At 33.9% G+C, this 13166-nt stretch carries 11 protein-coding genes; 7 read left to right on the forward strand and 4 right to left on the reverse strand.

Annotated features, from left to right (window positions below):
* The first annotated feature begins 1 nt into the window (after nucleotide 1).
* The 3 genes from AC1RRQ_RS19235 to AC1RRQ_RS19245 all read left to right on the forward strand — a co-directional run bounded on the left by AC1RRQ_RS19235 (nucleotide 2) and on the right by AC1RRQ_RS19245 (nucleotide 1801).
* The gene (locus AC1RRQ_RS19235) at nucleotides 2-922 is read left to right on the forward strand and encodes an AraC family transcriptional regulator (protein ID WP_493024623.1); all 921 of its coding nucleotides are present in this window, start codon (nucleotides 2-4) and stop codon (nucleotides 920-922) included.
* A 71-nt stretch (nucleotides 923-993) separates the two neighbouring features.
* Complete coding sequence (locus AC1RRQ_RS19240; protein ID WP_493024624.1) at nucleotides 994-1194, forward strand: hypothetical protein; 201 nt, start codon at nucleotides 994-996, stop codon at nucleotides 1192-1194.
* 34 nt (nucleotides 1195-1228) lie between these two features.
* Nucleotides 1229-1801 (forward strand): pentapeptide repeat-containing protein, encoded by a 573-nt coding sequence (locus AC1RRQ_RS19245; RefSeq protein WP_493024625.1) that lies wholly within the window; start codon nucleotides 1229-1231, stop codon nucleotides 1799-1801.
* A 115-nt stretch (nucleotides 1802-1916) separates the two neighbouring features.
* Here the strand turns inward: AC1RRQ_RS19245 and AC1RRQ_RS19250 are convergent, their stop codons facing one another.
* The 4 genes from AC1RRQ_RS19250 to AC1RRQ_RS19265 form a co-directional block, all read right to left on the reverse strand.
* A complete protein-coding gene (locus tag AC1RRQ_RS19250; RefSeq protein WP_493024626.1) occupies nucleotides 1917-3434 on the reverse strand; it encodes a DUF4957 domain-containing protein in 1518 nt (505 codons plus the stop codon).
* A gap of 70 nt (nucleotides 3435-3504) precedes the next feature.
* Entirely contained in the window at nucleotides 3505-5301 is a 1797-nt protein-coding gene (locus tag AC1RRQ_RS19255; RefSeq protein WP_493024627.1) for a RagB/SusD family nutrient uptake outer membrane protein, read from the reverse strand.
* 16 nt (nucleotides 5302-5317) lie between these two features.
* Entirely contained in the window at nucleotides 5318-8551 is a 3234-nt protein-coding gene (locus AC1RRQ_RS19260) for a SusC/RagA family TonB-linked outer membrane protein (RefSeq protein WP_493024628.1), read from the reverse strand.
* A 622-nt stretch (nucleotides 8552-9173) separates the two neighbouring features.
* On the reverse strand, nucleotides 9174-10340 hold the full coding sequence (locus tag AC1RRQ_RS19265; protein ID WP_493024629.1) for an MFS transporter: 1167 nt from the start codon (nucleotides 10338-10340) through the stop codon (nucleotides 9174-9176).
* 102 nt (nucleotides 10341-10442) lie between these two features.
* On the opposite strand from AC1RRQ_RS19265, the gene AC1RRQ_RS19270 reads away from it, so the two are divergent.
* From AC1RRQ_RS19270 to AC1RRQ_RS19285, 4 genes are all read left to right on the forward strand, one after another.
* The gene (locus AC1RRQ_RS19270; protein ID WP_493024630.1) at nucleotides 10443-11276 is read left to right on the forward strand and encodes an AraC family transcriptional regulator; all 834 of its coding nucleotides are present in this window, start codon (nucleotides 10443-10445) and stop codon (nucleotides 11274-11276) included.
* 108 nt (nucleotides 11277-11384) lie between these two features.
* On the forward strand, nucleotides 11385-11732 hold the full coding sequence (locus AC1RRQ_RS19275; protein WP_493024631.1) for a hypothetical protein: 348 nt from the start codon (nucleotides 11385-11387) through the stop codon (nucleotides 11730-11732).
* Nucleotides 11733-11918: 186 nt separating this feature from the next.
* Nucleotides 11919-12449: a DUF3347 domain-containing protein gene (locus AC1RRQ_RS19280; RefSeq protein WP_493024632.1), complete on the forward strand. Its 531-nt coding sequence runs from the start codon at nucleotides 11919-11921 to the stop codon at nucleotides 12447-12449.
* Nucleotides 12450-12451: 2 nt separating this feature from the next.
* On the forward strand, nucleotides 12452-13012 hold the full coding sequence (locus AC1RRQ_RS19285; protein ID WP_493024633.1) for a helix-turn-helix domain-containing protein: 561 nt from the start codon (nucleotides 12452-12454) through the stop codon (nucleotides 13010-13012).
* The last annotated feature ends 154 nt before the right edge of the window (nucleotides 13013-13166 follow it).

Below are 13166 nucleotides of genomic sequence, written 5' to 3' on the forward strand. Positions count from 1 at the left end.
TATGAAGACAAAGACAGTTGAGAAAATAAAAACCTACGGGCCAACAGGATTTCGGGAAAAGTTTCTTGGAGAGGATAATCCTATTCATTTGCTTTTTAAGTCAGATTCTGATCATTTTTTCTGTCTTGAAATCGAAGAAGTAATGCAGATGCAGTATCCGGTTCCGCCTTGCAAACACTCTTGTCATACCTTAATTTTTATTACCTCAGGCCATCATAAAATGAAATTGGGTTATCAGGAATATACCACTACCGATAACGAAATTATTGTGGTGCCGGCCGGCCAGATTTTCTCTCTTGACAATGTCAACAATATACACAAAGGTTATATCTGCCAGTTTCATCCCGATATTTTAATTAGAAAATACGGCAGCCGTGAAATGATTAATGAATTTGATTTCATGAAAATTTCCGGCAATCCAAAAATCACATTAGCCCCAAAAGATATTCCAGATATAACTGCTATTTTGAGTCGGCTTCAAAAAGAATATTCTGAAACTTCAAGCGCTAATTTAAATATCGTGCAATCGTATTTAATTACGTTGTTTTATGAAATGAACAAGAATTCGGTAAAAAGTTCTAAAAGCATTTCGGCCGCCGAAGTCATTACCAATAAGTTCAAAGAGTTAATTCACGAAAACATAAAAACACATCATTTGGTGCATTATTATGCGTCGTTATTAAATGTTACGCCCAACCATTTGAATAAATCGGTAAGAACGGTTACAGGAAAATCGGCAGCAAAATGGATTGATGAAACCATATTGCTTGAAGCCAAATATTTACTCTTTCAAACTTCACTTTCTGTAAGTGAAATCGCAGCACAAGTAGGTCACGAAGACCAATCATATTTTAGTCGGTTTTTTAAAAAACACGAAGGAATTACACCAATTCAATACCGAAAAATGATTGATAAGTCCTAACCATTGATTATTGAATCCTATTAAACAGCATACATTTTTTCAGACATTTGCCTCTTTAAAAAATGCAAATTATGATTTATGTTTTTAAAACTTCTGTTGACAGCCAATCAAAATTTGAGTTGGCTTCTGCCTTGCTTCAAGAATTACTGCCTAATGCTTTGTGGAATTTTGATCTGGAGGACTGCGATAATATTTTAAGAATCGACAGCGAACTTGACATCCCCAACTTAGTACTGAACAACGACATTTTTGAATGCATAGAATTAGAATAAAATCGCTTTAATTTCAAAATCATCTTACCCATTAATGGAAACAAAATTATATCAAAACCGAACTTTTGACACTGTAGATTACGCTGATCAAAGTTTATCGAATACTGAATTTGTAAACTGCGAATTTATTAATTGTGATTTTTCTAAAAGCGATTTAAGCCATAATGACTTTTTAGATTCTACTTTTAAAAATTGTAATCTTTCATTGGCTGTTTTAAAAAATACCGGATTAAAAAACATCCAATTTATAGGTTGTAAATTGATGGGATTGGATTTTAGTGCGAGTAACAGCTTTTTGTTTTCAATGAATTTTCAGGATTGTCTTTTAGATTATTCGACTTTTATTTACAAAAAACTAAAGAAAACAAACTTTATTGACTGCTCTGTAAAAGAGGTTGATTTCTCGAATACTGATTTGTCTTTGGCCGTTTTTAAAAACTGTGATTTATCTAATGCCACTTTCGTGGAATGTATTCTGGAGAAAACCGATTTTAGATCATCCAGAAACTACGCTTTCGATCCTTCTGAAAATAAAATAAAGAAAACCAGAGTTTCATATACGGCACTGGCTGGTTTACTGGAAAAGTTTGATTTGGACATAGAATAAGTTTTCAGCCACAGGTTACAGTCGCAGGTTTTCTCTGAAATTGGAAGATCTTTGATATTAAAAATAGAAAAAGGGATGCAAATGCATCCCTTTTAAAATTAACATGAAAAATGAATTATTTAATCCAACGCGGATCTCCAACATTATTATCTTTTAAAGTTTGATTTCCTAATGTGAAATCTCCTTGTGCAGAGTTTGTAAATTTAGGATCCAGAGTATTAAAACTTCCCGATGAATCGTATTTTACAGCAGAGGCACCTGCAGTATGTAATGCAGTAGAATTAAAATAATTATTATTTAAAAATGTTGGCTGCGCGGTTCCTGCCTGATTAGCGTAAAGCGCTGGTCCTGTTTCAAATATTGAGTTTTTAACTGTTGACGTATTTTTTACAAAACGAACATACAAAATTCTGTTTGAAGCAAGCATTGCTTTATTAGAAATCGTACAACCATCTATTAATATATTGGTTTCAAGTCCAGTTCCTGATAAGTTTGCAGCGGCATCTATTCGAATAAAATCACGAGCTGTTGCACAGTTGCTGAATGTACTATTTTTAAGTACAAGAGAACCTAAATGTGCTGTTCTAAAATCAATAAAATCTCCTTGATTTGTTAATACATTTGTTACTACCGAGTTTTCAATTGTTACAGAAACAACTTTAGTAATTCCGGTAAGACTTTGTGCAACTAATGCTTTGGTAAAGTCATGAATAGTACAACCGCTTATTAAAAGCGCATCAAAACCTGTGCTGACTTCATTGTATTTAACAGCATCTGACAAAGTACCGTCTCCATTTAAATCTAAATCAATTAAACTCACAGCAGTTGCACCGCTATTAAGAGAAAACCTCACATGTAATTTTGGTTTATCTCCTGCACGCAATCCTCTTATTGTAATAGGTTTTGTTAGAATTATTTCACCTTTAAATACCTGATAATTTCCAGGCATCAGTACTAATGTAGCTTTAGGATCTGCTGCTGCTATTACAGCATTTAAATCATCTGTTTCTTTAACTAAAATACCAGTACCTATATCAATTCCTGTTTTAAAAGGTCTAGATCCTCTTGTTTTAGTTCCGTTTAATAAAGTAGCGGTATAATCTGTTTCACCAGTTAATCCAGTTACAACTGCAACTCCAGCTGTTTTTTCTGCAGGAGTAATAGTGTGTGTAATGTTGCCCGGAGCAATTGTAATTTGCGTTACCGTACTATTTGGAATCCATCTTAAGGTAACCTGTTTAGCTTCAACATCAATGTCTTCAACAGCCGATAAAATTTGTTCCGTCAATGTTTTGGCAGAAGTAATAGACCATTTAGAATCTCCTGCTCCTGTTGCGCTTACTCCTTTTACTCTAATTGAATAAATAGTTTCTCCTTCTAACGGAATTGTTACCGGAAGTTCTTTAGGCGCAACATTTACTGTTTTATAAATAGTTTTAAAGTCAGGATCGTCTGCACTGAATTCTACGACATAATGATCGACGTCACTTTTTACTGTCCAATTTAATTCTACCGAAGTTTGATTTCTAACAATAGCTTTAAGTTCTATTGGAGAAAATGCTCTGCTGGCTCCTATGTCTTCTAGTACTGGTTCATTATAGCTTTCGCAAGCGGCAACTATAAGTAAAAACATAACCAGTAACCCTTTAAATATATATTTTGCTTTCATAATTATATGACTATAATTTATTTGTTAATTGTTATTAGTTTCCAAAAACCCAGTCATTTACTAATTGACCATTACTATTATCAATAAACGTTTGCCAAATTGGCCAAAATTGTCTTTTATCAGGATTAACCCCAGTTTTATACAATGTTGTTATTTTATTGTCTTCTAATTTATCCCAAGCTTTAGAAGTGTAACCTACTGGAGCCTGTGTTTCACCTCGGTTTAAACCATAAATATCCAATGTAATTCCGTCGTCTTTGTATTTATAGTACAATGTTGAAGGAACATCTTGATATTTATTGGTACGAGCCTTCAAATCAGCCATTTTAACCTTGGCTTCATCTAATTTAACTTTTAATAAATTCCATCTTATAAGAGAAAACTTACGTTCCATTTCTCCTGTAAACTCATATTTATTTTCTTCTACAATAGCATTCAGCATTGCTTCTTTGCTAGACAATCCATCTACATAAGCGTCTACTTTTACAGCCTGACTTGCTGACGGAAAAGCTCTGCGACGGATTTCTTTTAAATAAACCGCAGCTGATCCTGGACCTTCTAATTCATTAGCTGCTTCTGCTGCAATTAAAAGTACCTCAGCATAACGCATATAGATTTTATTTACACCATCATCATTTGGTGCATTTGCGATACGAGTCATCCATTCAAAACGGTATTTACCAAAATACCAAGTCTGTAAGTCTGTAAGTTCTTGTTTTGCTTTACCACCTACCGCAGCTCCCCATTTATAAGGAACACAGGTAACATCTCTACGGGTGTCAGCCTGATCGTAATCATAGAAAACAAATGGCAGCGGTCCGTTAACTCCTCCTTTATTAGTTCCCATAGCTTGGAACTGATCTATAGCATCATGTCTAACAGCAAAAGTAAATAAGACTCTTCCTCGAGCAGCAGCAAAAGGAATTTCCCAAAGAGATTCTCCACCAGCCGTTAAAACTTCTTGATTGTATTTTCTCCACAAACCTTCAAAAGTTGGTTCTAAATGCGCAGAACCACTTGTAATAACTGAACGACATTCATCTAAGGCCAGTTTATACATTGCAGCTACTGAAAGCGCAGGATCTGTACTTCTTCTAACACCATCAGGATACTGCTGATAACCGCTTGCCATCATGGCCAAACGGGCTCTAAGTCCTTTTACAAAAGCCTTGTTTACGCGTTCTGTACTATTTGTTGCTGCTGTTTCATTAGGCCACCCTACCAAATTTGAAGCTTCTCCTAAGTCAGCGATCAATTGCTTGTAAATTTCATCGCGTCCTGCTTTAGGTACATAAATAGTGCTTGTTGTAACAGGTTCAAAACGAGCAGGAACATCTCCCCAATTTCTTAGTAGGTCTGCATAATAAATGGCTCGTAATGTTAGTGCTTCGCCTAATAATTGTGCTAATTCTTTATTTGATGTCACATTACCATAAGTGCGCAAACCTCTAATACACAAATTTGCACGCTCAATACCTTCATACATCATTGCCCAGGCATTTTTTGGCGAGTTCATCTCTGTGTTATCAGCTTTAGCATTATATACTACTAAATCTGATTTAGCATTATCACTAGACGATGCTAAAAGCCATTCTGTATCTGTATTTAATCCTTGATAAGCTAAAAGTCTTCCTCTATAAGACTGCTCCTCTCCAAATGAGACTTTTATTCCGTCAACAGCGCCTTGCGCTAATTCAGCATTAGAAAAGATAATTTCATCTCCTAATGTAGATTGTGCAGGAGTATCAAAGAATTCATCACCAAAATCCTGACAAGAGGTCAATAAACCTGAGATAATTAGTCCTGCTATTATTATTATTTTATATTTCATTTTGATAAATTTTAAATTAGAAATTAAGGTTTAAACCAAAAACCAATTGTCTGCTGCGCGGATATGCTGAATAATCAACTCCAGGCGTAAGTGGTGTTTTTCTTTTTGTTGACACCTCTGGATCCGGACCAGAATAATTTGTAATTATAAAAACATTCGTCGCTGTAAAATAAAATCTCAATTTACTGACTCCAAGCTTAGATGTAAGTGATTCTGGTGTCGTGTATCCTAAGGTTAAAGTATTTAATCTAAAGAAAGAGCCATCTTCTACCGCCCAGTCTGTAAACATAAATTTCTGCATATAAGGAGACCACATTGTTGTATCAGCATTAAGAGCCTCTAATCTGGCTGGATCTGTCACTAGTTGTCCAGTACTAGGATCTAAATTTGTCCATCTTATGCCATCAGCCATTTCAGAACTTAAATTTTTATATTGCCCGTTTCTATTTGACGTTGAGAACTCTGCTTTATTGGCGTTGTAGATATCATTCCCGATAGTCCAGTTAAAAGCGGCGGAAAGATCAAAACCATAAGCATTAGCATTAATAACTAAACCTCCTGTACTTTTTGGGTTAGCATTCCCAATAATAGTCTGGTCTGATGCTGTAACTTTATTATCAGCAGAACCATCCGTATTTTTTAATTTCATCATTCCTGGCTGTACATTACTTCCAATAACACTACTTGCATCTGCCACACCTGATTTTAAAATATATTTTCCTCCTACATAATCAAAGTCAGCAACTTCATATCGTCCATCACTTTTATAGCCATACATTAATCCCATTGGAGAACCCACATTTACAGCATAATCATTACCAATATCAGTAGATGCCCAGTTTGTATTTACTCCAAAATTATCCATTACCCCCAGAGAATTAATTTTATTTTTGTTAACTCCAACATTGACAGAGAAATTCAAACCAAAATTCTTTCTTTCAAAAGCTACAAAATTCACTGTTGCTTCAAAACCTGTATTTTGAGTCTCCCCCATATTTCTATACTGAGTTTTATATCCTGTACCTCCTACCGGGAATTCTATTAATAAATCTTTTGTTACGTTTTTGTATACATCGAAAGTTCCGTTTAATCTATTTTTGAAAAATCCAAAATCAAGACCTACGTTTTGTGTTACTGTAGTTTCCCATTTCAAATCTGGATTAGCCAATACACTTGATGGAGACCAATAACTATCAAAACCATTTATATATGAATTAGTATTTGACATATAACTTTGAACTGTTTGTCCTACAGGAATATTATTATTACCCGCTTCACCATAACTAAGTCTTAGCTTAAGAAGATTAAGCCAGCTAGCATTTTTCAGGAAACTTTCTTCAGAAATTTTCCATGCTGCAGCAGCTGCCGGAAAATATCCCCAGCGATTATTTCCCAGGAATCTGCTTGAACCATCTGCACGAAAAGAAGCTGTTAATATGTAACGATCTTTATAATCGTAATTTAAACGTCCGAAGAATGACAATAATTTATCATCAGGACTGTAAAAATTATCAATTGAAAAAGGAGTTCCCTGAGTTGTTAATTTCTTTGCATCATTTAAATCAAAGAATCCAGGATAATTTAAAAGTGTTGACGTTGTAGTATTAGAAGTTGTAGTAATCATTTCTTCTCCCAAAAGAGCGGTTAAATGATGGTTCTCTCCTATGATATTTTTAAAATCATAATTTAATGTATTTGCATTTCTAAAACGTACATCTTTACGATCAGTCATTACCATTCCCGGTTTCCCTGCTCCAATTTTAGCAGTGCTTGAGAAATAAGTAGATGAACCATAGAAACGATAATCTGCATAATTGTAATTATCCAAACCTAAATCACTTTGAAATTTTAAATTTTGAGCAAGCTTCCATCCAAAGTTTCCTAATAAATTGTAGTTTTTTCTAAACTGCTGGCGGTTATTATCTGATATAGCTAAAAAAGGATTTACTAAATAGCTGTTAACTGTTTGATCGTCATTATCAGTAGTAAGTCCCGGCATCGGAATTGGAGAATAACCAACACTATGGCGTAAACGGCTGTCAAGCGATGAAACTTCGTTTTGTTCATTAGAACCGCTTCCATTTATTTCTGTATCAGAGTAACGTACTGTAAAACCAAGATCAATTTTATCGCTTGCTTTGTTTTTTAAAGCCAATGATAAGTTGTTTCTTTTAAAGTCAGAACCTACCATAATTGCTTTTTCATCATAATAAGCATAATTAAAGTTATAGCTAAGCTTGTCTGTTCCTCCGCGAATTCCTAAGTCACGGCTGTTTACTTCACCACGGCGTCCGTAAATTTGTTTTTGCCAGTCAGTTCCTTTTACTCCGTTATATAAATCGCGGTCCTGCCAGTTACCAAAATATTTGGTATAAGAGCTTGGATTGCTTAGAATAGTTTTATCAGTTTGATCAAGTAAAGCATATTCATACTGCCATTTTACAAAATCATCTACAGGAAGAACATCAATATCATTAGCCATTGTTTTCATTCCATAAAACATATTGTAACTAACCGAAATTTTTCCGTCTTTACCTGTTTTAGTTGTAATGATAATAACTCCGTTTGCACCTCTTGACCCGTAAATTGCAGTAGAAGAAGCATCTTTTAAAACTGTTAATGATTCTATATTAGAAGCTGCAATATCACTCATGCTGTTTACAGGGAAACCATCAACTATAATTAAAGGCGAAGCATCCTGAGTTAAGGAACCACCACCACGCACTCTAATTTTAATATCCGCATCTGGAGAGCCTTCAGTAGAAGTAACCTGAACACCTGCAATTCTCCCCGTTAAAGCTTCTGCCACATTAGAAACCGGAATCTTTTTTAATTCATTTCCTGAAATTGAAGCAACGGCACCAGTCAAATCAGATTTTTTAACCGTTCCATATCCAACAACAACAACTTCGTTAAGTGCATGAGAATCTTCCTCCAAGACCGCATCCACTTTAGTTTTACCAGATGCAGGCACATCTACAGTTTTAAATCCAATAAAAGAAAAACTTAGAACTGCTTTCGGATTCGTGAGTTTAATCTTGTAGCGTCCGTCAAAATCTGTAGAAACTCCGTTCTTTGTTCCTTTCTCCAGTACATTAACCCCTGGTAAAGAAAGTCCTGCCGCATCTCTAACAGTTCCTTCTAATGTTACAGTCTGAGCCTGCGCTCGATTGCCCATCAGCAAGCACAATAAGAAAACAACTGCAAAGTAACGATTTGCTCCTTTGTTTAATAAATCTTTAAAATTCATGGTTGATTGTTTAAGTTACTAATTGTTTAAAGTGGTTTTTGTGGTTTAGTTTTTTGCTTATCGACTCTATTTTATTTATACCGGTTAAGGGATGTTTGTTCTATAAAATCTTGGGATTTTACCTGACTAGAACGATAAAAAGAGATTCTTCATTTAACATTTTTCAAAAGTTGTAATCGATTACACAAACATAGATATTTTTTTTATATAAAAAATTAAAATTCATAAAAATTTCATAAATAAAATTACAAATCAAAAATAAAAGTGGTTTTTTATACGACAAATGTAATTTTATCGATATATAAATATTAAATATATTATTATAATTGCTGAATTTGCTGCGTTTTTCCAAAAAAAACAATCGATTACAAGCTTACGATTTAAGAATTTTTTAAGTGTATTTTTAACATTTAAAATAGACTGGAGCGAGATTTATTTTTATTTGAGAGCTCTTTTTTTAACAAGTTTTTCTTCTAAAAAAGAATATGTAAGACCATAAGCCAGTTGATTCCTGACCTTTTTCAAGCTTATAGAAACATTAAACAATCTTTAAAATAAATTTGGGCACAAAAAAACCCTTAGAGATTATCTAAGGGTTTCTATAAAAAAATAAAGAAGCCGTTTAGGCACTTTGCAATTGTAAATTATTTCTATGAATTTTAATTAAGGTAAGTGTAATAAGCATTCCAACAACCGACATTCCTACTCCAATAAGATTTGGAGAAGCATAGCTGTATCCAGCCGTTAAAGGCAGTCCACCAAGAAAAGCTCCTAAAGCATTTCCGATATTAAAACTTCCCTGAAGCGCTGCCGAAGCAATCATCTCTGCTCCTTTTGCTGTGCGTATCATCAACATTTGAATTGGTGCAATAACTGAGAAAGAAATAGCCCCCGTTAAGAAAGTCAAAAACAAAGACACGTATTGATTCGACGAAAAGAAATAAACTAATATCAAATCGATAGACATTACAAATAATAAAGCCAATGTTGTAGGTGCTGGTGAATATTTATCGGCCAGTTTACCTCCGGCAAAATTTCCAACTACCATTCCAAGTCCGGCCAGAATTAAAATATACGACACATCACCTTCGGCAAATTTCGAAACATTAGTTAATAACGGTGCGATATAACTTATCCAGGCAAATAATCCTCCAAAACCAATTGCGGTGATTCCGATAATCAGCCAAGCTTCTGTTCTTTTAAAAAACTCTAATTGCGTTTTCATATTTACAGATTCTCCTTTATCTAAACGAGGCATCCATAACGAAATAAACAAAAAAGTAAGCATACCCACAATTGCAATTAATACAAAAGTATAACGCCATATAAAATGATGACCAATATAAGTACCTATTGGAACTCCAATTAAATTGGCCAATGTAAGACCTGAAAACATTATGGCAATGGCTTGCGCTTCTTTTCCTTTATCAGCCAAACGGCTTGCCACTACTGCTCCAACTCCAAAAAAGGCGCCGTGCGGCAATCCCGAAAGGAATCTCGAAGCGAATAAAAAATTATAAGATGGTGCAATGATAGAAAGCGCATTAAAAACCGTTAACATCAAAGCTAAAATCAGAAGCATTTTTTTAGGAGCAAGATTTCTCCCTAAAATTACTAACAACGGAGCTCCAATAACAACTCCTAGAGCATAAGCAGAAATTAAATATCCCGCAACCGGAATAGAAACTTTCATATTTGAGGCAATATCTGGAAGCAGACCCATCATAACAAATTCGGTAATACCAATTGTTAATCCTCCTAATGAGAGTGCAATAAGACTTTTTTTCATTTGTTTTTACAAGAAAGGATTAGATTTTCTATGGTGCAAATTTAACACCGCTTTAGCTAAAATAAGTTGTACATTTGCGACATAAACTTGTAAATTTATGCTATGCCGAAATTAAATCAATTCAAAACGCTCGCAATTGACGAATTCGAAGATGAAAAATTTCACCTTCCGCCACATACACATACCTACTACGAAATCATTTACATTAAAAAAGGAAGCGGAGTTCATCATCTCAATAACAACTTATTACCTTATAAAACAGGTGATTTATTTGTGATTTCACCTGAAGACGAACACTATTTTGACATCAAAAAAAGTACTCGCTTTTTTTACATTAAGTTTACCGACAGCTATTTTAACTCCAAACAAAACCTTACCTGCGACGAATTTTTAATTCATACTCCGGAAAGTTTTATGCGTGATAAAACCTTAAAGGAAACAGTTCTTAAACTGGACGATCCCTGCAAAACAATATTAAAAAATACAATCGAAAATATTGCAGCTTATAATTGTAAAACCGATGTTTCGACTTCTCCCATTGTTTTCTACCAGATTCTTTCCATTTTTGGATTAATCAAAGAAACAATGCGCGGACAAAATCTTGTTGTAAAAGGAAATTCGATTGATAACGAACAAATCACGTCATATATTCATCAGAATATTTATCAGCCAAAATTAGTGCAGATAAAAGTTATTGCCAATCATTTTAATATTGCCGAAACCTATTTTAGTGCTTATTTTAAGAGAACATTTTCAATCAGCTATAGAGAATACATCCATAATTTACGAACTACTTTAATCGAAAAACGAATACACAATAATCAATTACCAATTAAGCAAATAGCTTATGAATTTGGTTTTACAGATGAAAGCCATTTGTCGAACTATTTTAAAAAGAGAAAAAACATGAAACCAACAGATTTTAAGAAAACTTAAAATAGGAAATCTTAAATAAGTAACAGCTGTTAAAAAAAATCTCTAAATTTGTACTGTTAAAAAACTTTTTCATTGACGAAAAAATGCTTCATATTATTTTTCACACTAATGCTTGGCTTCTTCCTGATGCCAGGTTCGGGTTATGCCTGTGAAAAAGCTTCTGAAAAAACTTCGTGTGAAAAACAAGCCTCTTCTAAAAAAGATTCTGCTCACGCTTGTCAGGAAGATTGCTGCGAAAAAGGTCATGATTCTAAAAAAGATCCTCATGGATGCAGTGGAAAATGTGATCATTCGAGCTGTACAACATCAATTTTACAATTTAGTCTGATTACTGCAAACGAATTTGATTTCAACAATAATCTCTTTAATTTCTCGCCAGAGAAATCCATATCTTATTACAAAACCGCTAGTCTCTGCGATGGTTTTGCCTCTATTTGGTTAATTCCAAAAATATAATAATTCTATTTCTGACAGCCATAATTGTTTTTAAGCCACAAAGGCTCTAAGATACTAAGGTTCTAAGCAAAAAATTGAACTCTACTCCCGATAACTTTCAGGATTGCGAGATCAAAACATCCTATAAAAAAATAAATTATTTAACTTAGAGGATAAATTCACATTCTCTATCAAAATTTACATAAAATGAAAAATACGATATTAACTATAGCAGCAGTAATAACCTTATTATTTTCTGCAAATACTATTCAGGCCAATACAATTAAAGCAACTCAAACAGTAACTGAAGCTGCCGATGCAAGTCAGCTGCAATCTGTTTATGATGCTTATTTTGTTGTAAAAGATGCTTTAATTAAAAGCGACGCGAAATTAACTTCGGCGAAAGCCCAAGATCTATTGACAGCGATTACTGCCATAAAAATGGATAAATTAAAAACTGACGAACACACGGCTTGGATGAAAGTAGTTAAAAAACTAACTGCCGATGCCAAAAGTATTTCGACTACAACAGATCTTAAAAAACAACGTGAAACTTTTAAATCACTTTCAAAAAACACGTATACGTTAATTAAAGTTTCAAAATCTACTGACGTTGTGTACAAACAATACTGCCCAATGGCCGATGCTGACTGGTTAAGCAAAGAAAAAGCAGTTAAGAATCCGTATTACGGTTTTTCGATGTTAACTTGCGGCAACGTGGTAGAAACCATCAAATAAATATGATGCTCTACATCAAAAACATGGTGTGCGCCCGCTGTAAAATGGTTGTGAAGTCTGAGTTGGACAAACTCGGACTTCAGACTATTTCTGTTGAATTAGGCGAAGTAGAACTGCAAAATGATATTACCGATTCTGAAAAAGAAGTTTTACTTAAAAATCTCCAAACGCTGGGCTTTGATTTATTGGATGATAAAAAAACCAAAACCATCGAGAAGATAAAAAATCTTATTGTCGATTTGGTTCATCATAAAAACAGTGAACTCAAAGTTAATTTATCTGATTATTTAGTAGAAAACCTCAACCAGGATTACAGCACATTGAGTAATTTGTTTTCTGAAATTGAAAGCACTACAATCGAAAAATACTTTATAAGCCAAAAAATAGAAAAGGTAAAGGAATTATTGATTTACAATGAACTTTCGTTAAGTGAAATCGCCGACCTTTTAAACTATAGCAATGTCGCACATTTAAGCAATCAATTTAAGAAAATTACAGGTTTCACGCCTACTTATTTCAAACAGCTGAAAGACAAAAACCGCATTCAAATAGAGAATTTGTAATTTTTATTTACCGCAAAGAGTGCTAAGGTTTACGCAAGGTTCGCAAAGATTTTTAGCCACAAATGAGAAGGATTAAAAAGATTTTAAAAATCTGTGTTAATTTTTTTAATCTGTGGCTATTTCTTTTTAACCATAAAGCTTTGCGAACTTTTTA

This window comes from Flavobacterium sp. GW821-FHT12A05, assembly GCF_058807735.1.